11 protein-coding genes are annotated in these 22927 nt (G+C 74.7%); 7 read left to right on the forward strand and 4 right to left on the reverse strand.

Annotation, left to right across the window (positions count from 1 at the left end):
• From IEZ08_RS16340 to IEZ08_RS16370, 7 genes are read left to right on the forward strand one after another with little or no spacing between them, the layout of a single operon-like run.
• On the forward strand, positions 1–1617 hold the full coding sequence (locus tag IEZ08_RS16340; protein WP_189242415.1) for a condensation domain-containing protein: 1617 nt from the start codon (positions 1–3) through the stop codon (positions 1615–1617).
• Positions 1611–1850 (forward strand): acyl carrier protein, encoded by a 240-nt coding sequence (locus IEZ08_RS16345; protein WP_068923252.1) that lies wholly within the window; start codon positions 1611–1613, stop codon positions 1848–1850. Before IEZ08_RS16340 ends, IEZ08_RS16345 begins: the two co-directional genes overlap by 7 nt.
• Entirely contained in the window at positions 1847–3241 is a 1395-nt protein-coding gene (locus IEZ08_RS16350; protein WP_068923251.1) for a condensation domain-containing protein, read from the forward strand. The genes IEZ08_RS16345 and IEZ08_RS16350 overlap by 4 nt, the downstream gene beginning before the upstream one ends.
• On the forward strand, positions 3238–3426 hold the full coding sequence (locus IEZ08_RS16355; protein WP_068923250.1) for an MbtH family protein: 189 nt from the start codon (positions 3238–3240) through the stop codon (positions 3424–3426). The genes IEZ08_RS16350 and IEZ08_RS16355 overlap by 4 nt, the downstream gene beginning before the upstream one ends.
• Positions 3423–4931, forward strand: a complete 1509-nt coding sequence (locus IEZ08_RS16360; RefSeq protein ID WP_176728477.1) for a condensation domain-containing protein — start codon at positions 3423–3425, stop codon at positions 4929–4931. The genes IEZ08_RS16355 and IEZ08_RS16360 overlap by 4 nt, the downstream gene beginning before the upstream one ends.
• 4 nt (positions 4932–4935) lie before the next feature.
• Positions 4936–6864: a non-ribosomal peptide synthetase gene (locus IEZ08_RS16365; protein WP_084780039.1), complete on the forward strand. Its 1929-nt coding sequence runs from the start codon at positions 4936–4938 to the stop codon at positions 6862–6864.
• Positions 6861–10217: an AMP-binding protein gene (locus IEZ08_RS16370; protein ID WP_189242416.1), complete on the forward strand. Its 3357-nt coding sequence runs from the start codon at positions 6861–6863 to the stop codon at positions 10215–10217. The genes IEZ08_RS16365 and IEZ08_RS16370 overlap by 4 nt, the downstream gene beginning before the upstream one ends.
• A gap of 145 nt (positions 10218–10362) precedes the next feature.
• Here IEZ08_RS16370 and IEZ08_RS16375 read toward each other — a convergent pair whose 3' ends face one another.
• The 4 genes from IEZ08_RS16375 to IEZ08_RS16390 all read right to left on the reverse strand — a co-directional run bounded on the left by IEZ08_RS16375 (position 10363) and on the right by IEZ08_RS16390 (position 22816).
• Positions 10363–10692, reverse strand: a complete 330-nt coding sequence (locus tag IEZ08_RS16375) for a nuclear transport factor 2 family protein (protein WP_084780980.1) — start codon at positions 10690–10692, stop codon at positions 10363–10365.
• Between the two features lie 91 nt (positions 10693–10783).
• Positions 10784–12961 (reverse strand): PLL family lectin, encoded by a 2178-nt coding sequence (locus tag IEZ08_RS16380; RefSeq protein WP_189242417.1) that lies wholly within the window; start codon positions 12959–12961, stop codon positions 10784–10786.
• Between the two features lie 54 nt (positions 12962–13015).
• Entirely contained in the window at positions 13016–16234 is a 3219-nt protein-coding gene (locus IEZ08_RS16385; RefSeq protein ID WP_189242418.1) for a Tc toxin subunit A-related protein, read from the reverse strand.
• Positions 16235–16252: 18 nt separating this feature from the next.
• Positions 16253–22816: a neuraminidase-like domain-containing protein gene (locus IEZ08_RS16390; RefSeq protein WP_189242419.1), complete on the reverse strand. Its 6564-nt coding sequence runs from the start codon at positions 22814–22816 to the stop codon at positions 16253–16255.
• Positions 22817–22927 lie beyond the last annotated feature (111 nt).

Below are 22927 nucleotides of genomic sequence, written 5' to 3' on the forward strand. Positions count from 1 at the left end.
ATGCGATCATCGGTAACCGGGGACCGGGCCTCCCTCGCCCAGCACGGGATGTGGCTCACCGAGCGGACGGGAGTGAGCGGGGGTGCCGCGCACCACATGCCGCTCGCCGTGCACCTGGAAGGGCCGCTGGACGAGGCCGCGCTGCGGGACGCCTGCGCCGCCGTCGCCGCCCGCCACCCCGTTCTCGCCTCCGCACTGGTGGAGGAGGACGGTGAGCTGCGGCTCGTCCCCGGCGCGGCCGGACCGCCCTTCACCGTCGAGGACGCGGCCGAGGACGACGTGCCCGCCGCCCTCGGCGAGGAGGTGGCCCGCCCCTTCGACCTGTCCGCGGGGCCGCTCGCCCGGTTCACGCTGTTCCGGCTGGATCCCAAGCGGCACGTCCTGCTGGTCGTCGCCCACCACGCCGCCTTCGACGGCATGTCGAAGGACCTCCTCCTGCGCGACCTGGCCGCCGCCTACGGCGGTTCTCCCCTCGCCGCGCTGGAGACCTCCTACGGTACGGCGACGGCCGGCGAGCACGACCGGGTGGCGGCGGAACTGGAGGCCGCGGCGGAGTTCTGGCGCCCCCGCTGGAAGGACGGGGGCGGGCTGCTGCTCCCCGGACTGCGGCGTGTGTCGCTGCGGGCCGCTCCCGGCGGCACGGTGGACGTGGCCCTCGGCTCCGGCCTGGGCTCCGCGCTCGGCCCGGCCGCCGAGCGGATCGGCGTCACCCGCTTCGAGCTGCTGCTGGCCGCGGTGCACACGCTGCTGTACGGCTACGGCAACGCCCCGGCCACCGTGTCCGTGGACGTCTCGACGCGGACCGGGCAGACGCGCGACCACGTGGGGATGTTCGTCAACGAGCTCCCGGTGACCGCCTCACCGGGCGGGACGCCCTCCCTGGACGGGGCGTCCTCCCCGGACGGGACGTTCGCCGCCTTCGCCCGGTCGGTCCGTGACGAGCTGCGCGCGGCGTACCGGTTCAGGGAGGTGCCGGTCGCGCGCGCCCTGGGCGGTGTCTCCCCCCGCGCCTCGCTCACCCCGGTCTCGATGAGCTACCGCAGGCGTGGCGAGGACCCCCTCTTCCCCGACCTCGCCTCCCGCGTCGAGTGGACGATGTCCAACGGCACGGTCCGGGGGACGCTGCACCTGCAGGCCGTGGAGGCTCCGGACGGTGGCGTCACCGCGCTCCTGCGGTTCGACCCCGAGTGCCTGGACCGCGCCTCCTGCGAGGCCGTCGCCGGGCATCTGACGACCCTGCTGCGCGCCGTCGCCGCCCGCCCCGACACGCCGATCGCCGAGCTGCCGCTCCCGCCCCGGCAGCAGGGGGCCACGGTGACGGCCGCCCCCTCCGCCGCCGGGTCCGCCGCACTCACCTCTGCCGGGACCGCAGTCACAGGCGGGTCCGCCGTACTGGAGGAGGTCCTGGAGATCTGGCGCGAGGTCCTCGGCTTCGACGACATCGCCCCGGACGACGACCTGTTCGACCTCGGCGGCCACTCGTTGTCCATCACGCAGATCATCGCCAGGGTCCGCGACCGGATGGGCGTGGAGCTCTCCTTCGAGGTGTTCATCGACACCCCGACCGCCGCGGGCGTCGCCGCCGAGGCCGACCGGCTGCGGGAGGAGGCGTGCTGAGGCGGCGCCTGGCCGAGCTGCTCTCCCGCGCGAGCGACGGTGACCTCGGCGTCGAGGAGATCATGTCGGCCTCCGGCTCGCTGACCGCCCTGGGCGTCACCTCCCTCACCTACCTGCGGCTGATCGACGCGGTGGAGGAGGAGTTCGGCGTCGAGCTGGACGGCCCGGCCGTCCTCGACACCCTGGACGGGCTGGCCGCCCACATCGCCGACCGGCAGGCGGCGCCGCGATGACCGGGCGCCCCTTCGCCCGGCTGCGCTCGACGACGGTGGAGTTCACCGGGGAACGCGGCGGCGAGGCCCCGCTCACCTGGGGGCAGCGGTCCATCTGGCGCATCACCCGGTGGCTGGAGGACGGCGACCCCTACTTCAACACGCCGTGGGTGCTCCCCGTCCTCGGCAGGCCGGACCTCGACACCGTGCTGCGGGCGCTGGGAACGCTCGTCGAGCGGCACGAGTCCCTCAGGACCACCTGCCGGGAGACCCCGGCGGGGCCCGTCCAGCGGGTCGCGTCCGGCGGGCGGCTGACCGTCGGGATATACGACGCGGTGGACGCCACGCCGCGGCAGGTCGCCGCGGAGCTCGCCGCCGAGCTCGCCGCCGAGGGCTTCGACTACGCCGCCGAGCTGCCGCTGCGGTGCGCCGTCGTGACGGCGGACGGGCGGCCGAGGGCGCTGGCCCTGGCCCTGTCCCACCTGGCCGTCGACGCCTGGGCGCTCGACCTGCTCGCCACCGAGTGGCGGCGGCTGCTGGCCGGTGAGGAGCTGCCGCCGCCCGCGTGGCAGCCGATGGACCAGGCCGCCTTCGAGCGGTCGGACAAGGGCGCCGAGCGCGGCGAGCGGGCCCTGCGCCACTGGCGGTCGGTGCTGGAGCGGGCGCCCGGGACGCTGTTCGACCACCCGCCGGGCACGCCGGAGGATCCGCGGTTCGTCAGGGTCGGCATGGAGTCGGCCGCCGTCGCGGCCGCCGCCCGGGTGCTGGCGGAGCGCTGGTCGGTCAGCACCACCAGCGTGCTGCTGACGGCGAGCGCCGTGCTGCTGACCGCGCTGACCGGCCGCGGTACGGCGGTCATGCAGTTCATCGTGGGCAACCGGCACGACCCGCGGCTCCGCGACATGGTGGGCACCGCCGTACAGGACGGGTTGTTCGTGCTCGACCTGCCGGACGGCACGTTCGCCGACGCCGTCCGGGCCGGGCACCGGCAGGCGCTGATCACCTACCGGCACGCGCACTACGAGCCGTACGCGATGATGGCGCTGCGTGAGAAGACCGGGCCCGTCGACCTGTCGGCCTACTTCAACGACGTGCGCACCGTCCCCGCCTGGCCGAACCTGCCCGCCCAGGCCACCCGGGACCCGGCCGCGCTCACCGGGCGGACGAGGACCTTCCACGTCGGCTCCTGGGCCGAGGTGGACGCGAAGGTGTTCTTCGCCACCGGGCCCGCCACCCACACCTGCCAGCTCTACCTGCTGACCGACACCGCGTACCTGCCGCGTCCCATCGCCTACGCGCTGCTGCGGGGCGTGGAGACGCTGCTGGTGCGCTGCGTGACCGAGGAGGTGCCGCTCGGCCGGGTCGCCGGGATGTGCGGCCTCGTCGGCGCCCTATCCGAGGAGATGACATGACGGACGGTCCCATGCGCGTGGTCGTCAACGACGAGGAGCAGTACTCCGTCTGGTGGTCCGGCAGGGAGCTGCCGCCGGGATGGACCGCCACCGGGTTCGAGGGCTCCCGGCAGGAGTGCCTGGACCACATCGCGACGGTGTGGACGGACATGCGGCCGCTCAGCGTCAGGAACCGGGCACTTTGACCGGAAACTCCCTGACCGGAAACTCCCTGACCGGAAACTCCCTGACCGAGAACTCTCCGGCCGAGGGCCCCCTGACCGGACAGGACCGGCGGCAGGCGCTGCTGCGGCGTCTGGCCGCCCTGCCCCCCGCCCGCCGCGAGGCCCTGCGCCGCGCGATGACGGGAGCGTCCGCCGTTCCCGGTCTGCCGCTCTCCTCGGGTCAGGAGCGGCTCTGGTTCCTCAACCGGTTCGACCCGGCGGACAGCAGCAACCACATCCTGTGGTGCCTGCGGCTGCGCGGCCCGATCGACCCGGGCGGGCTGGCCGCCGCCTTCACCGCGGTCGCCGGGCGGCACGAGGTGCTGCGCGCGCGGTACCGCATGGACGGCGACCGGCCGGTCCAGGTCGTGCCGCCGCCGGAGCCGGTCGTCCTGGAGCTCGCCGACGGCGGCGCCGACCCCGACGCGGCGGTGATCGCCCTGTTCGACCGGCCCTTCGACCTGGAGCGCCATCCCCCGATCCGGGTGGCGCTGATCGAGCTGGGGGAAGGGCACGCGCTGCTGTGCATCGTGCTGCACCACATCGCCGCGGACGGCTGGTCGCTGAACGTCCTGATGCGGGAGGTGGGCGAGTGCTACGCGGCCCACCGCGAGGGCCGGCGGCCCGCGCTGGAGGAGCTGCCGGCGCGGTACGCCGACTTCGTGGCGTGGGAACGCGGCCAGGCCGAGCGGGTGGGACCGGCCAGGCTCGCGTTCTGGACGGAGCGGCTGGCCGGCGTGCCCGTGCTCGACCTGCCGGCCGACCGTCCCCGTCCGCCCCGCTGGACGGGCCGCGGCGGCAGGGTGGAGCTGCACGTGCCGGACGCGGAGGTCGTCCGGTTCGAGCGGGTGGCCGGCCAGCAGCGCAGCACCCTGTTCATGGCGCTGCTGGCCGCCTTCCAGGCGACGCTCGGCGCCGCGGCGGGGCAGGACGACTTCTGCGTGGGTGTGCCGGTCGCGGGGCGCGGCCGTACCGAGTTCGCGCCGTTGATCGGCTACTTCTCCAACACCATCGCGCTCCGCGCGGACCTGTCGGGCGACCCTTCCTTCCGCGACCTGCTCGGCCGGGTCCGCCCGGCGACCCTGCGGGCGCTGCAGCACGCCGGGGAGCCCTTCGAGCGGATCCTCGGCGCGCTGCGGCTCCCGCGCGACCTGAGCAGGCCGCCGCTGTGCCAGGCGATGTTCAACCTGACGCACAACCTGCCCAAGGACGACCTGCTGCGCACGGCGATGGGCGATCTCGGCGTGGAGGTCTACCCGCCTCCGGAGACCGGCCGGACCAGGGCCGAGATCTCGGTGGACCTGTACCGGGGGCCGGAGGGGCTGGGCGGGTCCCTCGAGTACGGCAGCGACCTGTTCTCGGCCGGGACCGCGCGGCGCGTGGCCGCCGCCTTCACCGCCCTGGTGACGCGTGCCGGGACCGACCCGGACCTACGACTTTCTGAACTTTCCCGGCTTTCCGGCATTTCCGGGCTGAAAGGTGAATGACGACATGGGGACGACACTGGACCTGATCCGGCAGTGGTGCGAGCGCACGCCCGAGGCGGTCGCCGTACGCGCGGCCGACGGCGAGCTGACCTACGGCGCGCTGTGGCGGCGGGCGGAGGACCTGGCGGCGGTGCTGCGGGAGCGGGGGGTGGGGCCCGAGACCCCCGTCGGCCTCTGCCTGGAGCGCACCAGCGGGATCCTCGTCGCGGTGCTGGCCGTCTGGGCCGCGGGCGGCGCGTACGTCCCGCTCGATCCCGCCTTCCCCGCCGACCGGCTCACGCTGACGCGCGAGGACGCGGGGGTCGGCCTGGTGCTGACCCAGCCCGGGGTGGACCGCGCCCTGCTGGAGGACGTGCCCGAGGTGGTCGAGATCTCTCCCGGCGGCGTCGCCTCCCTCCCGGCCGGTACGGCCTCCGTCCCCTCCGCTGTCTCCCCCGCCTCCTCCTCCCCGGGCGACCTGGCCTACCTGATGTACACCTCGGGGTCCACCGGCCGGCCCAAGGGCGTGGCGGTCCCGCACGGCGCGGTGGTCAACCTGCTGGAGTCCTTCGCGGACCGCCTGGAGCTGACCCCCGGGGACGTCTGGCTCGCGGTGACCACCCTGTCCTTCGACATCTCGGTCCTGGAACTGCTGCTCCCCCTGACCTGCGGCGCGCGCGTGGTCATCGCCTCGGGGACCGCGGACGGCCGGGCCCTGCGGGAGCGCGCGGTCGCCGAGGGCGTCACGGTCATGCAGGCCACCCCGGCGGGCTGGCGGATCCTGGTGGAGTCCGGCGGGGTCCCGGAGGGGATCCGCACCCGCCTGTGCGGCGGTGAGGCGCTCCCCCGCGATCTCGCCGACGCCCTGCTCGGCGGCGGGCCGCGCGGGGACGGGCCGGACGGCGACGGATCGGACGGCGAAGGGGCGCACCGGGACGGGATCCGGCTGTGGAACGTCTACGGGCCGACGGAGACGACCGTGTGGTCCTCCGCGGGCCTCGTCGCGCCGTCGCCCGCGGCCGTCGACCTGGGTGAGCCCATCGCGCGCACCCGGCTGCACGTCCTGGGCCCCGACGGCCTGCCGGTTCCCGCCGGGCAGGTGGGCGAGCTGCACATCGGCGGGGCCGGGGTGGCCCGGGGCTACCACGGCATGCCCGCGATGACGGCCGGCCGTTTCCTCCCGGACCCCTTCGCCGACCGGCCCGGGGCCCGCATGTACGCCACCGGCGACCTCGTCCGGGTCACGCCCGCCGGCCGTCTGGAGTACCTCGGCCGCGCCGACCAGCAGGTGAAGATCCGGGGGTTCCGGATCGAGCTCGGCGAGATCGAGACCGTCCTGCGCTCCCTGCCCGGCGTACGGCAGGCCGCCGTCAGCGCCTGCGACGGCCCGGACGGGCTCGCCCGGCTGGTGGCCCACATCGTCCCCGAGACGCTCCCCGTACCCGGCGGACTCTGGCGCGACCTGCGTGACCGGTTGCGCAAGCGCCTCCCCGAGTACATGGTCCCCGCGCACCTGAGCGTGCTGGAGGCCCTGCCGCTCACGCCCAACGGCAAGCTCGACCGCGCGGCGCTGCCCCGTCCCAAGTGGAGCAGGACCGCGACCGCCGCCTACCGGGAACCGCGCGGCGCCTTGGAGGCCGACTTAGCCGTCATGTGGGCCGAGGTGCTCGGCGTCACCGAGCCGGTCGGCGCCGACGACGACTTCTTCGACCTCGGCGGGCACTCGCTGACCGCCACCCAGATCATCGCCAGGATCCAGGAGCGCTTCGCGGTCACGGTGCCGCTCGCGCTGTTCTTCGAGCACCCCACCGTCGCCGGGCTCGCCCGGGAGATGGACCTCCTCGACCCCGACGACCTGGACCTGGCCGAGGTCGCCGCGCTCCGCGACCAGCTGGACGGCCTCAGCGCCGAGGACCTGGACGCCCTCTTCGACGAACTGTCGCCGAGCACATGAGGGCACCGCTCTCCCCCGCCCAGGAACGGCTCTGGCTCCTGCACCGCATGGATCCCGGCGACGCCTCCTACGTCGTGTACCTCGTACGGCGGCTGCGCGGCCCGCTCGACGAGGACGCCCTGCGCGGGGCACTGGCCGACTTGGCGGCCCGGCACGAGAGCCTGCGCACCCGGTTCGTGGAGGAGGACGGCGTGCCGTGGGCGGTCGCGGAGCCCGCCGGATTCCCGGACTCCGCGAGCCCCGCGAACTCCCCGGGGCCGTCGGGGTCGTCGAGCTCCGCGGGCTCCACGGGCTCCGCGGGCTCCGCGGGTCCGCCGGCCTTCGAGCGGCTGACGGCCGGTGGGCCGGAGGAGGCCGAACGGCTGGTGGCCCAGCGGGTCAACGCGCCCTTCGACCTGTCGGCGGGGGCGCCCGCGCGCGTCGCCCTGATCAGGATCGCCGGCGACGACCACGTGCTCTGCTTCACCCTCCACCACATCGTCGCCGACGGGTCGTCGCTGAACGTGCTCTTCGACGACCTGGCCGCCTGCTACACGGCCCGCGTCCAGGGGCGGGAGCCGCGGTTGCGCCCGCTGCCCGTCCAGCCGAGCGACTACGCGCGCTGGCAGCGCCGCAGGGTCGAGCGGGCGGTGCCGTACTGGCAGGGGAAACTGGCCGGCCCGCCCCCGCCCGAGCTGCCCTTCGACCGGCTCCGGGAGGACATCCGGCCGGGACACGGCGCGTTCCACCACATCCGGGTGGACGCCACGGTGACGAGCGCGCTGGACCGGCTGGCCAGGCAGCGGCGGACCACGCTGTTCGCGGTGCTGATGGCGGCCTACCAGGTGCTGCTGTTCCGGCACACCGGGCAGGAGGACGTCCTGGTCGGCACGGCGGTCGCGGGCCGCGACCGGGTCGAGCTGGAGCCGCTGGTCGGGTACGTCGCCCAGACCGTCGTCCTCCGCGGTGACCTGAGCGGGAACCCCCCGTTCACCGAGCTGCTCGACCGGACCCGGGGCGAGGCCCTGGAGGCGCTCGGCCGACCCGGGGTCCCCTTCGAGCGGATCGACCACCCGCTGGGCACGCTGATGCCCACCATGTTCATCCTGCACAACCAGAACGGCGGCGCGTCCCCGGCCTTCGGCGATCTGGCGGTGTCGGGGTTCGCCGACGGTTACCGGCAGGTCAAGGGCGACCTGCTCACCGAGGCCTGGTGGGAGGGCGACGAGCTGATCGTGTCGTTCTGCCACGATCCCGGCGTGGTCGCACCGGCGACGATCCAGCGGCTGGCCTCCCGGTTCGCCCTCCTCCTCGAGTCGATCGCGGCGGACCCGTCCGTGCCGATCGCGGAGCTGCGGATCTGGACCGCCGCCGACCACGCGGCGATCCGGGAGCTGGCGGGGGACGGCACGGAGGGGTCCGCGGAGCCCGGTCCCTCGGTGCCCGAGCTGATCGCCTCCGCCGTACGGCTCCACCCCGACGCCGTCGCGGTGGTCTGCGGCGAGCGGTCCGTCACCTACCGTGAGCTCCACGCCGGGGCGGAACGGCTCGCCGCCGTCCTGCGCCTGCGCGGGGTGGAGCGCGGTGACGTCGTCGGTGTCCGCCTGCCCCGGTCGGTCGAGGCGATCACCGCGCTCCTCGCGGTCTGGCTCGCGGGGGCGGCCTACCTGCCGCTCGACCCGGACGATCCGGACGAACGACTTGTCTCTTCCCTGGAGAACCTGGCACGACGGGGTGACGGGCCCCCGTACCTCATCACCCTGGGCGAGGGCCCGGAGTCCGCCGTCGTGGTCGACCCCACCGGGACGGCCCCGGTCGCGGAGGCGCCGGAGACGGGCCCCGCCGGCCCGACGGACCCCGCCGGCTCCGCCGGCCCCGCGGAGGCCGTGAGGCCGCACCCGGCGGACGCCGCCTACGTCATCTCCACCTCCGGCTCCACGGGGCTGCCCAAGGGCGTGCTGGTGGAGCACCGCAGCGTGGCCGCCCGCGTGCGATGGATGCGGCGGGAGTACGGCCTCGCCCCCGGTGACCGCGTCACGCAGTTCGCGTCGCTGAGCTTCGACGCGCACGTCGAGGAGGTGTTCCCCACGCTGGCCGCCGGGGCCGCGCTGGTGCTGCTGCCCGACGGCGCGGCGGCCCTGCCCGACCTGCTCGCCTCCCCCGCGGGCGGCGGGATCACCGTCCTGGACCTGCCCACCGCCTACTGGCACCGCATGGTGGAGGAGATCGAGACGATCTCCTGGCCGCCTGCCCTCCGCCTGGTGATCCTCGGCGGGGAGCAGGTCGCCTCGGCCGCCGTGCGCCGCTGGCGCGCCCGCTTCGGCGACGGCGTCCGGCTCGTCAACACCTACGGCCCGACCGAGACCACGGTGATCGCCACGGCAGCGGACCTCACGCGGACGGCGGAGCCCGGAGAACTCACAGAGCCCGGGGACCTCGGGTTCCGCGAGCTCACTGGGCTCCCCGGGCTCCATGACCCCCATGACCCCCATGACCCCAGCGAACCCCACGGCTCCGGCGCGACCGCGGGCAGAGTGCCGATCGGCGTGCCCGTCGGGGCGACCTCCGTCCACGTGCTCGACGCGCGGGGCGAGCCCCTGCCGCCGGGCGCCGTGGGAGAGCTGGTCGTCGGCGGGGCCGGGGTGGCGCGCGGCTATCTCGGCCGCCCCGCGCTCACCGCGGCCGCCTTCGTGCCCGACCCGCACGGCCCGCCGGGCTCGCGCCGTTACCGTACCGGTGACCGGGCGCGGTGGCGCGCCGACGGGCGGCTGGAGTTCCTGGGGCGCTCCGACGACCAGGTCAAGGTGCGCGGTTTCCGGATCGAGCCCGGCGAGGTCGAGAGCCACCTGCTGGCCCACCCGGCGGTGGGCCAGGCGCACGTCACCGCCCGCGGTGACGACCTCGTCGCCTACGTCACCGGTACGGCCTCCCCCGACGAGCTGCGCGCCCGCCTCGCCGGGGTCCTCCCCCGCCACCTCGTGCCGACCCTGTGGGTGCGCCTCGACGAGCTGCCGCTCACCACCCGGGGGAAGATCGACCGTGCCGCCCTCCCGGATCCGGGGCGGGCGTCCGCCGCCCGGGCGGTGCACGTACCGCCCCGCACCGACGCGGAGCGCCTGGTGGCGGCCATCTGGTCCGAGCAGCTCGGTGTCACCGCCGTCGGCGCGTCCGACGACTTCTTCGCCCTGGGCGGCCACTCGCTGCTGGCGACCAGGATCACGGCCCGGCTTCGGGCCGAGACGGGGCTGGAGGTGCCGATCCGGACGGTGTTCGCCCACCGCACGGTCGCGGCCCTCGCCACGGCGGTGGAGGATCTGCTGGTGGAGGAGCTGGCCGGGCTCACCGACGAGGAGGCGGCCGCTCTGCTCGGTTAGGGGTTCCGGGGACGACCCGGCGCCGTGACGATGGACGGGCCCACCCGGCGGTTCCCCTGACCGCCGGGTGGTCATCAGCGGGACGCCGCCGCCGCGGCCCGTTGATCCTCCATGTCCGCCCGGGGATGCCCGGATGGCGGCCGGCTCAGGACATGAAGATCACGCGGTCGATCACGCCGTCCTTCACGCGATAGGAGACCAGCAGGTCGAAGTCACCGCGCGCGGTTCCCACCGCGTGCTCGTGGTCCACCACCCAGTCGCCCTCGGCCATCCGGCCCAGCAGGTCGGCGTGGCAGGACTTGGCGGCGAACTGCGGCGAGTACCGCTCGCGCAGGTAGTCGTGGCCCCTGCCCTGGACCTGGTCACCGGCGAGCACGACGACGTCCTCCGCGTAGCACGCGATGAAGGCCTCGAGGTCGTGGGCGTTGTAGGCGTCGAGCTGGCGCTGGGCGAGATCGGAAGGCGTAGCAGTCATGCCGCACAGCATCCCAGACCGCCACAGGAGGCACGACATCCCCCCAATCCCCCAGAACCGACAGGAGACACGGGCTCCTCCCAAGGAACGATCACGGCGAGAGAACCGGCGTCACGGCGTGGACGAGGCGCTCGCCGTCCAGGACCAGCGCGCACGGCAGGACGTCGAGGAGCAGCGCGGCCTTCCCTCCGGTGACGGTGGTCGCGGCGAACTGGGGATCCCAGCGCGACCACGCCCCGCCCGCCGAGGAGGTCGCCCAGACCTGGTGGTCGTTCCCGACGACCACCACGAGGCAGCCCGCCGGGTTCGCGGGGTCGGGCATGGTGCCGACGGCGGCGCGGATGCGGGCGTCGGCGGGACGCCCGTGCGCGGTCCATCCCGTCGTTCCCCCCGGCGGCCATCGATGACTCCACACCTGCCCGCTCGGCGAGCCGACCACCACGATGTCCAGCATCGGGGGCCCGCCCGGGACGGTGACGACCTCGATGCCGATCCCTGCGACGATCTTCTCCGCCGCTGCGGGGACGCCCTGGTCGGTCCAGCGAAACGAGGCGCCGTCCGGGACGCTGACCCACAGGTGCCCGTCGCCGGTGACGACGGCGGCGACCGGGATCCGGCCCTGCGCGGTCGGCAGGAGGGCGGCGCCCGCGATGGCGAAGATCAGCTGGCCCGGCGGCGCTCCGCGATCCGTCCAGCTCCAGCCGCCGCCGGACGCCGAGCGCATCCAGAGCCTCCCGTCGTCGGCCAGCACGTGGACGGCCGGCGCGCCGGGCGGATCGGCCGCGATCGGCGCCACACCGGACTTGACCGACCGGCCGGCGGGGGCGCCGTGGTCGACCCAGGTCCAGCCGGCGGCGTCGGCCGTCCTCGCCCACAGCCGCCCGTCGTCACCGATCACGAACACCCAGGCGGGCTGCGGATCGCCGCCGGCCAGGGTGATCGCCCCGACGCCCTTGGCGCACCCGACGCCCGGAGCGGGCCGGCCGTGGTAGACCCAGGATTCGGAGGAGACGAAGAGCCCGGTCGAGTTCCCCCACGTCACGCAGTTCCACAGTTCACCTCTCTCGTCCAGGGCGGCCACCACGACCGGGCGGTCGAGGGTGTCGTGAAGAGGAGGGTCGGTGTAGGCCCCGACGATCGAGGCCACCGGTCCGGGCCTGCCGTGGTCCTCCCACCGCGCGCCGGCGGCGTCCGACTGGAGGGTCCACAGACCGAACGCCCAGGAGACACCGGCCATCCAGATGAGTCTCCCGCCGTCGGCCGCCTCGATCTCGAAGGCGGCGTTCGGGCTGACGACGGCGACGTCCTGCGGCGTGGTGCCCAGATCCGTCCAGTCGTCGCGCAGCGAGCGCGTCCAGATGTTGTGGCCGACGCGGACCACGACGACGGGCTCGTCGCCGGGCCGGGGGTCGGGTCCCTTGAGCGCGACCACCAGCGCCCCGATCTCGCGCGGAACGGGCGGCCTCCCGAGATCGACCAGCTGCCACTCCCGGCCCGAACCGATGATCATGCTGACGGTGCCCTCCCCCGTCAGCAGGACGGTGCACGCCAGGAGCATGCCCGCGGCGTCGCGGAAGCCGGTCGCCGTCAGCGCGGCGAAGTGCTGGCCGTCGGGCGCGGGAGCCCCCGGATCGATCCAGGTCCAGACCCCCTCCTCATGCACGGCGACCCGCAGGCCGAGGTCACCGCTCTGGCGGTCCCGGACCACGGCGAAGACGTGCTGCTGGGGTTCCGCGCCGGGTGCGACGGAGGCGAGGGCGGTCGCGAGTTCCATGGCGATCCAGTCGTCGTCCGCGGCGATGCGGAACCAGGTGCCGTCGGGGTCGACGCCCTGGCGCATCCACGGCCGTCCCGCGGGGCTGCTGACCACGAGGGTGTGCTTGGGCACGGCGCCGCGGCGGGCGGTGCTCGCGACGATGTCGCCGCACTCCGCGAAGAAGGGGAGCCCCGGGTCCGGCGCGGGACCCGCCAGCCCGGTCCACGGCGTGGGCGCGGCCCCCGGCCGGTGCAGCCAGACCTTCACGTCGCCTCCGACCACGACGGGCGTGACGCCGTCCGCCCCCTCATCGGGGAGCAGGGCCGCGTCGAGCACCTCATCGGCGGTGGGCGGGACGCCGACGTACTCCCACCGCCACGAGGTCCCCGTACGTCTGCGCAGGTAGAGGTGGCCACCGGAGGTGCCGACGGCGATGGCGGAGACGTCACCGGCGGCCTTGGCCCAGATGACCTCACCGGGACCGCCGAGCCGGGTCCACTCGACGGGCGCCATCAGCGCGCCGCCGTACGGGCAGTGCTCATCGCGGTTCTCCTCCTGCGGGTGTGGTCAGCGGATCGTGTAACGGACGATGAGGTGGGGGTCGGCGGCCCGGTCGTGGCGCACGACGGTGTCGTCCGCGGGAACGGCCAGGGTGAGCTCGCCCGTCTCGGCGAGTTCGGCGTCGAGCGCCGGCAGCGCCGCGGCGGCCACCGGGGAGGGGCCCCGGACAAGGTCGTCGCCGGAGATCCCGTACAGCTCGATCGCGCTCAGTTTGATCTCGGCGGACTGGGTGAAGTACGGGAACCAGCTCCTGCCGATCCGCACTGACAGGCCGGCGGCACCGGCCAGGAAGGCCGCCCACTCCGTCGGGAAGTCATGGCGCAGGCTGAACGACCGCGCGAGGGTCCGGCTCGCCGCGGTGGCGAAGCGTTCGCGCAGGTCGGCGACCACGGCGTCGGACCGCACCCCCGGGCGGGCGGTGTATCCGATGTGCAGCACGGCGTCGGAGACGCTCGAATAGTCGAACGTGCGCAGGCCCGAGGGCAGGTTCAGGGCCCAGGTGCTGATCGCGCCCGCCCCCTCGAACGGCAGGTAGCGGTCGTCGCGCGCCGCGGCGTCGAACAGCCCGGCATCGCGTACGGCGGAGCTGGTCACCACCGACTCCAGGGCGCCGGGGTAGTCCAGGAACCGCGGGTCCTCCCCCGGCATCCGGGCGTACCGGTTGTCGATCAGCCCGGGGCCGCGGCGGACGGAGCTGCGCTGCAGCGACAGCGTGGCCGTGACCGACGTGTAGGGGCCGGTCACGGCCGGCAGGCTGAGCGCCACGGTGCGGATGCGGCGCAGGTGGTGCCCGGGCGCCTCCAGGTCGAACAGCCATTCCGGCACGGTGAACTGGCACGCCCCGCGCGAGCGCAGTTCGAGCAGGGCCAGCGGGTCGAGCATGCGGAGGGAGACGTGGGTGGTCAGCTCGAACTCGCGCCGGTCGTGCTCCAGGTAGGCCAGTTGCAGCCGGGTGAGGTCGTGGTGCAGCCGCTCCCCCGCCTGCAGCCCCCGTCTGCCGGTCTCCCAGTGCGAGAACCCGATGAAGGTCTGCTCGTCGACCTCGGGGCGCATCAGCTCCCGCTTCACGGCCTGTTCGGCGGAGCGGGCGACGTCGACCGCCATCCGGTAGCACTCGGCGAAGCTGCGCGACACCTCGCCGTGCAGCCAGGTGTACAGCTCGGTGTTGGTGTCCTTGGAGGCCAGGAAGGCGTCCACCTCCTGGGCCCGCCGGATCTGGTCGCGGCCGAGGTCGTAGTCGCGCCGCGCGACCTGTTCGTGCACGAGCGCGGCGATGAGCTGGCGCCCGTTCTGCATCAGCTCCAGCGCGGCCTGGTTGCTCTGGTGGACGAAGTCGAGGTCCCGGCGCTGGTACCCGGCGATCGCGGCCGCCCGGTTGCCGTCGTAGACGTCCTGCTCGGCGGCCCCCCGGATGGCGGTGGCGAGGGTCCTGCCCACCGACGACAGCAGCGGCCCGCCGAACTCCACGTGGCCGCCGATGCCGAAGGGCTCGATGTCGACGCCCATGTTCGGCAGCATGCCGAGCACGCCGAAGATGGTGTCGACGGTGGTGGCGTCCTTCTGCTTGTCCCGCGCGGCCGGCAGGTGGATGTTCAGCTCGGCGAACTCGTTGGGGATCAGGTCCAGTGATCCCTGGCTCTGCGCGCCCGACTGGACCTGCGGGTCACCGTCGCGCGCCAGCTGCGGCGCCGGGCGGCTCTCCTGCGCGATCGCGGTCGCGTACTGCCCGACCAGCTTCTGGAACACCTCCGGGAAGGTCTCCTCGGTCACGGGCGACCGGGTCAGGGTGACCTCGCGCAGCTTGTCGACCTCGGACTCGGGGCGGCCGAGCAGCAGTTGGAAGTGGCGGTAGCGGGCGAAGGCGGCGGCGCGGGTGCGCAGCAGCGCCTCGGTGTTCGCCTCGGCCTCCTTCCAGGCGAGGAAGCGGACGTCACGGCCGAGGCGGGCCATGCCGATCTCGTGCCCCTGCCGCAACCGCGCGAGCTCCTCGCCGTCGCGCCGGTCCATCGCGGACAGCAGCGCGGCCCCGGCCGCCCTGACCTCCGCCGTGATCTCCAGTGCCTTCTGGATCAGCAGGGTCGCCCGTACCGGCGAGACCGGCGCCCGGGTGCCGGCGACCGCTCCGGCGACGTCGATCCCGGCCGCGGTGGCGCGGGTCAGGAGACCGGGGTCGAGAACGGGCGCGAAGAGCGAGAGCTGACGGACGACTCCGGTGATGTCCTGACAATTGCGGATCTTGAAGAGGCGATCGGCGACGGTGTCCCAGAGCATGAGCAGCCGGTCGTTGCGCGGGACGCAGAAGTAGAGGCTGCGCCCGATCCCCAGCAGCGCGGTGCCGTTCGCCCCGACCCCGGCCGCCCCGGGAGCGGGCGTCCCGGCGAACGGGAGCTGGTTCTCCAGCTTGACCAGCGCGTTCCCGAACGCCCCGAGACCGGCCTCCTTGAGCTGGCGGTAGCTCATCCGGGGAGCGGCCCGGTGCCGGGGCACCTCCGCCGGGCGCGGGCCGAGGATGTTGCCGGCGAGCACGTACAGCTGGGTCGCCTCGTTGACCGACTCCGCGGTGTCGAGCCGGAACAGGCTGTCGCCCCAGGCGATGAGGTTCTCCAGGTACTTCATCACCACGTAGTACTGGTAGGCCACCACCCGGGTCCTGGCCACCCGGTGCGGCCGGAAGGGCTCGCGGCGCAGCCCCTCGTAGCTCAGCGCGGCAGCGGCCAGCAGGATCCGCTCCTCGGGGGTGAGCTCGGCGGGCGGGCGGCTCAGCACGGCCACCAGCTCGTCGACCCGCGGCATGTCGCCCGGCCGCGGGTCGCGGAACCGGACGAACTTCCAGAACCGCTCGGGCACCGGCGTGCCGGGGTCGGTGGCGGTCGGGTCGAAGACGTGGTGGAACCAGCGCTGGGCCTCGGCGAAGCGCTGGTTCTTGCTCAGGTGCACCGCGATGGTCACCGGGGCGTGGAAGAACAGCTCCCAGTTGTAGACCGAGTACGGCCCCGCCTCGCTGACGTCGATGTTCTTCGGGGACGCGGTGACCGTGAAGCTCGGGTCCCCGCCGGGCGCGGACGGGTCGTTCGGGTCGTAGATCCGGTCGAAGAACGGTTCGGAGACCTGCTGGACCGCCAGGTCGAGCAGGCCGTCCACGGACCGGTGGTTGAGCCGTTCCACCAGCATCCCGACGTAGGGATGGAAATGGTTCTCGAACACGAACGACGTCGTGTCGGCCATGGCGGGTCCTCTCCGCGCTCAGCTGGGGATGATGATCGTGTCCAGGCCGGGGAAGGCCGCCGGCGCGGCCAGCGGTCCGGGGAAGCGGCCGAACGGCTGCAGCCGCGACGGGCCGGCCGGGTCGGGGTGGACGTAGAAGACGTGCCTGCTGTCCTGGAAGAAGAACGGCGCCCGGCGCGCGTCCTTCAGGCGGTGCATCGGCCCCATCCCCCGGTAGGGCGACCGGCTGGCGCGCAGCACCGTCAGCTCGTGGAACGGGTCGTCGCGGTAGCTGACGACGAACGGGCCCATGCTGGAGAACTGCCGGTCCGCGAGGAAGCCCGGCGAGCCGCCGGTGTCGTCCTGCTTGCGGACCGGCAGGCTGTGGGTGGTGTAGAGCCGGAAGTGGGAGTTGCCGGTGCCGCCCGCGCTGGGATTGAGCACGATGACGCCGAGGCTGTCGCGGACGCCGGTCTCGTCTTTCTCGATGTCCGAGGCCAGGCGGAGCGAGAGCGGGTCGCCGACCACGCTGAACTCGGCGCCCAGATCGATCGGGCGGTCGGGGTCGGAGGTGCGCGGCGACTGCCACCGGCCGTTGTAGTACTCGCTCCAGAACAGGCTCACAGTCAGGGTGGCCGTCGCGCGCAGGGACAGATCCCGTACGGCCAGATCGCCCAACCGGGCGTCCGGCGAGGCCGTCGCGGCGAACGGGCCCGGTTGCCGGTGGTCGGGCTGCTTGGAGACCGACAGCCAGAACAGCAGGAACCGGCCCTTCCAGATGACGGGCAGCACCGGGTCGTCCGGGATGTCGACGTTGACCCGCTCCCAGGGCCTCCACGTCCCGTCCAGCGTCCGGTGGTAGTAGCCGCGCCTGGCCCCGGACGTGCGTCCGATGACGTGCACCAGCGGGTCGGGGACGCCGGTGCCCGCGGCCTCGCGCTCCTGCAGGTGCATGCCGGCGATCTCCAGGTTCGCCACCTCGTCGAGCCGCTCCAGGTAGTGGCCCAGCGCGACGGCGGCCGCCTGGTCGGTGATGTCGGACTGGAGCAGCTCGGACTCCACCTCCCGGAAGAACGGCGACTTGTCGTCGCGCAGCTCGGGGTCGAGCCAGTTCTCCGGGAAGAGGAACACCCTGCGGTTGGCCTCCCAGATCCGGTAGCGCTTCATCGCCTCCCAGCGCTGCGGGTCGATCGACTCCGGTGAGACCTCGGGCTCCAGGTTGAGCAGGCAGCGCGCGACGAACAGCTGCACGGTCGAGATCGCCTGGGCGATGCGGGACGTCGTCATGCAGGGGTCCATCTGCACGTCGACGAGCAGCTTCTCGTAGAGCCGGTCGGGAGAGGCGAACCCGCCGGTGACCTCGTCCACGGACAGGTCGGGGTCGGGATTCTCCTGGTGCAGGACCCGGCCGACCAGGGCGTCGCGGGCGGCGCGCCGCAGCTCGTTGTGGATCGGGCGCACCGCCTCGGCCCACGCGGCGTCGTCGTAGCGCGCGCGTACGGCGTCCCGCAGGTCGCGTACGTCCTGCGCCGACGGGGCGGCCCGGACCATCCGGGCCAGCGCCGTGACCGGCAGCACGACGGTGCGCGACAGCTCCAGCACCTCGGCCACCCGCCACAGCCCGTCGAGCCCGCCCGACACGGCCGTCTCCATCCCCAGATGGGCCGCGGCGTCGTCCACGGCCGCGGGGGTGACGCCCGCGAGTGCCGCGACCGGCTCCGACGGCGGACCCGGCACGGAGCCGTCGAGCAGTTCGGCGATCGCGGTGCCCGTGACCCCCCAGCGTTCGCGCAGTCGCCGATAGCGGGCCAGGGCGGCGACGGCGCGCACCAGCGCCCGCGAGGCGGCCGCATCGCCGGTGCCGGGCACCGCCGACAACCAGCCGACGTCCCCGATCCGGTACTGCGGGGCACGCGCGAAGGACAGCAGCTCCCGGATCGAGAGCCGGAACGCGGCCGCCAGTTCCAGGGCCGCCAGCAGCCGCCGGTAGGCGCCGGTGAACGCCTCGACGAGATCCGCGGGACAACACGCGGCGCCCGGCAGCACCACCTGGGCGACGCCCTCGGCCCGCCAGTGCAGTCTCAGCGCGGCGGCCAGCCCGGACGCGGTCAGTTCGAGCCGCACCGGCCGCCCGGCCACGAGCCCGACCGGATCCGCCGTCCAGACCCCGCCCTCACGCCGCAGCGGCACCTCCCGGCCGTCGAGCCGGAGCGCGACCGCGGAGCCGTCGGCCTCGGCCGACAGCGTGTAGTCCCCCGAGACCGCCGGGTCGACGAAGGCGCTCCACACCGCGCTGATCGGGCCCGTGGCTATCCCGGACGCCTCGCGCAGGTCGGTCCCGCCCGGCCCGTAGTCCACCGCGGGGGCGAGCGAGGTCCTGGCCGGGGCGCCGGGACCGGCCGCGGAACCGGCCCAGAAACGTGCGCGCAGGCCGGTGGCGGTCACGGCGGCCAGGTCGTCGCCGGCCGGCAGCCGCGGCGCCGAGCCCGGCATGGCGACGGGGTCCTCGACGAGGGCGGCGACGGCCTCGGGGTCCGTGCCCGTCGCGGCGCCGAGCACCTCCCCCAGCCGCCTGCGCCGCAGGCGGGGGCGGAGATCCTCCAGCAGCGCCGTCCCCAGGGCCGCCCGCTTGGCCTCGCCGCCCGGGTCGGCGGGGTCGTCGGGGGTGGCCGCCCAGACGCGCCAGTGCTTCTGCAGGACCGGTTGGGCGCGGAACAGCGGCAGGTACTCGGCCTGCCCGGCGTTGGCCAGGCCCGAGACGGCCTCGGCCAGCCGCGGGGGCAGGCCGGGAAGCGCCGCCACCCGCGCGGCGGCCTCCGGGGTCAGGACCCCGCGGTGGATCAGCAGCGACCGGGCCGCGTCGTAGGACAGGCCGGGCGCGATCGCCGGCACCGGTTCCGGCAGCTCCGCCTGGTCCTGGGCGTAGGCGATCGTGTAGGTCGAGGCCCCCGCGAGGAGGCCGAGGAACGCGTCGCCGACGTCCGGGGGGAACACCGAGGTCAGGACGGTGCGCAGGGCCGACTCGCTCCACCACGCCCCGGCCGGCGCACGGCGGTCGGTGAGCGCGGCGCGGACCGAGCGCAGGACCGGCATGATCCGGGGATCCAAGGTGCCGTCCCCGGCGTCCGGGGTGCCGTCCTCGCCGAGGGCCAGCGCGACCAGACGCGCGACGGGGAGGCCGGAGTCCCGTACCGCCTGCACGAGGCGCACGAGCTTCAGGAAGTCCGGGTCGGGCCCGTCGAGCGGCTCGAACGGCTTCCAGCCGGTCGCGTCGATCACGCCGGCCAGTTCGGCCACCCCGATCCGCAGCGCGCGGGCCAGATAGCCGTGGCGGAACAGCAGGCTGACCGAGGCGACCGAGAGCGGTGTCTGCGGGCCGACCGCCGCCGCGCGTACGACCACGGCGAACTCCTCGGCGGTGAGTTTCAGCGCCGCCTGCAGGGCCGGGCCGTGGTCGAGCAGCCGGGCGTCGGGCCGGGCCGGGGGGTTGCCGTCGGGGCCGGGACCGAACACCGGATCCGTCCCCAGCAGCGTGGAGGCGGGGAACAGCCTGCGGTACGGGGACTGGGGGCCTCGCGTCCCCAGCGGCGCGAAGCAGCCCAGCAACCACGGCAGATCGTCCTCGGCGTCGAGCCCGAGGAGATCCGCCGCGGCCAGCAGGTGCCCGAGCCGGATCAGGACGGTCTCGAAGCCGGCGTCGAGGGCGCGCCGGACCTCGTCGGCGGGCGCCGTGACCGGTGTCGCGGCGGGCCAGAGCGCGGTGACCACCTCGTCGGTGCGCTCGACGCTCCAGCCGAGCCGGGACCGGAGGCGGACGAACCGGGCGATCGCCAGCAGGTCGACCGCCCGGATCCGGTTGCGCTCCGGGTCGGGCAGCGCCCGTCGCAGCTCCATCGCGGCGAAACCGCCGGTCGAGTCCCCCGCCGGGGGTTCCCGCCCGCTGGGGTCGGTGAGCACGATGACGTTCATGATCCGTTCGTGGCGGGCCGTCAGCCAGGCGACGACGTCCCCGCCGAACGGCGTGGTGTCCAGGCCGGGGCGGAGCGCCGCCCGGAACTCCGCCGGTGTCATCGTCCCGTCGTGCAGCTTCTGGACGGCGGTCAGCCCGACGCCCAGGGTGCTCATCGGGACCAGCAGGTCGGCGTCGGGGTTGACGAACCGCGTCCGGAGCAGGCTCACCAGTTCCGCGGGACTGAGCCCGAGCCGGCGGGCGAGCCGGCGGGCGTTGCCCGCTCCGGCGACGAGCTGGGCCTCCGTCACCCGTGCCGGGTCGTCGCCGTACAGCGCCTGGGCCGTCACCGCGGGCCCGCACAGCACGTCCCGCTCGGCCGGGCCGACGCCCGCCCGCTCCCGCACGACGTCGCTCCACGACCGGCCGCCGCCGTCGTCGGGAGCGAGCACGGCCATCGCCTCCCGGAGCGTCAGGCCGACCTGGGCGAGGTAGGCCCGCAGGGCGGCCAGGCGCTGGTCCCACGGGAGCAGCAGCGGGTAGCAGGCGGTCCGCAGGACGGAGTAGGCGGCGTCGTTCACGAACTGCGGCGAGGCCAGCAGCTCGGCCGTGCCGGTGCCCGGCGCCACATCGTGGCCCCGGTAACCGTCGATGGAGGCGTGGACGACGAGGTGTTCGAGGATCTCGTTCGCCAGGTCCACGTAGGGCAGCTCGATCTCGGTGTTCTCGCAGCTCAGGGCGGTGTGCTGGAGGTCGGGGCGGCGCCGCAGGAGCACCTCCAGCGCATTGCCGCCGCCCTCGGTGGCCGATTCGGTTCCGAGGAACTCCAGGAGGTCGACCAGGTACGCGGCCGGGCTGAGCACCGACTCGCACTGCTCACAGGCGCCGGTGTCACCCGGCCCGAACAACGTCTCCAGGGTCGGCAGCGTCCGTGGCCCGGCCGAGCGCGCGGCCCCGTGCGCGGCCCGGGCCGCCGCCACCGGGCCGGTGGCGGCGGCGGGCCCGCCGCGCGGCACCGCGAACACCTCGGGCGCGGCCCGGGCCACCAGGTGGCTGGTGGCCGTGGCCAGCACGGCGCTGTGGACCTGGTCGCTGCGCCGGAAGGTCTCCCGGGCGGCGTCCTCGCCGCCGAGGGCGTCGGCGAACCGCGCCACGAACGGGGCTTCCCCGTACAGGGCGACGGCCCGGGCGGAGTCGAACCCGAGGGCGCGCAACCCGCGCACCGCCTGCGGCGTCGGGGCGACGGCGACGATCCGCTGAAGGGTCGCGATCTCCTCCCGCACCGGCGGGGGAAGCTCGATCGACCGCGCGCCGAGGTAGTCGTCGACGGGGTGCACGGTCAGTTCGAACCGGTCGTGGTGCTCGGCGAGGAAGTCGGCGACCGCCCGGCCGGTCCCCACCGGGCCGCCGACCGGGATCGCCCCCTCGGCCACCTCGGCGCCCAGCACGGCGGTGGGGTGCCGCAGCCGCAGTTCCTCGGCCAGGATCTCCGCGTAGGCGTCCCGCCGCGCGTCCTCGTCCTCTCCCGGGACGTCGTCGGGGACCGGTACGTCGGCGGTGAGGTCCCGCCGCCACCGGCTCGCGTGGTGGTAGCCGGCCGCGGCCAGGTCACCGACCCGCGACGGGGCGGGACCGGCGTGGAGTCCGGCGATCAGGGGGGCGTTGTTGCGGGTCAGGGCGGCCAGCGCCCCGTCGAGCTCCAGCCGGGCGGCGCTGCCGGGGAACTCCTCGCGCACCCTCGCCCACAGCGCCGCGGGCGAGCCGCCGTGCTCGCGGTGGATCTGGGCGAAGCGGAGGCGGTCGGCCTCGTCGGGCAGGGTGTCGCGCAGCAGGTCGCCCAGGCGCCCGTCGCCGGCCCCGCCGGGCAGGTCGAGAACGGCCTGGCAGGCGAGGCCGCGGGCCGTCTCCAGACCCGCGGGGATCTCCGCGGTCAGCTCCGGCGCGATGATCCCCTGCTCGGCGGCGCGGACCCAGACGGTCTCGATCACGGCGGTCGGCGCGAGCGCCCACAACCGCGGGCCCGCGGGCAGTCCGGCCCGGTAGAGCGCGTAGTGCAGCGGGGCGGGGATACCCGTGCGGTCCGCCTCCCGGTCGGCGAGCGAGGCCATGGCGACGGCCCGGGCCTGCCATCCGCTCTTGGCCGCCGCGAAGGTCACGTCCCGGCGCTCACCGTCCTCGACGAGATCGGCCGGCCGTACCGGATCCCCGCCCGCGCCCGCCAGCCCGCGGCCGATGTCGGCGACGAGGCGGCTGTACTCGTCGAGGGCGGGTACGGCGCCCGCCGGGAGCACGACGTCCACCTCCTCCCGCGGGCCCGCGTCGAAGCGGGTCGCGGAACGGGCGATCACCTCGCGTGCGGGACGGGTGGCCGCCCCGCCTGCGGGCCCGGCGGTCGCCTCGCGCCCCCGCGCCGCGTCTCCCGGCGTCCGGACGACCCGTACGACGAGATCCAGGCTCGCTCCGGGACCGCACCGGGCCGACTCGGGATCGAAGGACAGCTCGAACGTGCCGTCCGGCCCGACTCCGGCGGTGCCGACCAGGTGCTCGCCGCCGACGCGGAGGTCGGCGACCTCCACGGCGACACCGGCCGTGACGGGAGAGCCCGCTTCGTCGCGCACCGTCCCGACGACCTGAAACCTCGTATCGGGTGTCATCGCGACCACTCCTGCCGAGACGGTGCTGTCGGGCACGGTGGGTTAACAGGCCACTACAGGCTGGCACACGGTGTGGCGCCTGGACAGGCGGCGCGCCGCCTTGTCCGCTAT

It is taken from the genome of Planobispora rosea, from assembly GCF_014648175.1.
GTDB lineage: Bacteria > Actinomycetota > Actinomycetes > Streptosporangiales > Streptosporangiaceae > Planobispora > Planobispora rosea.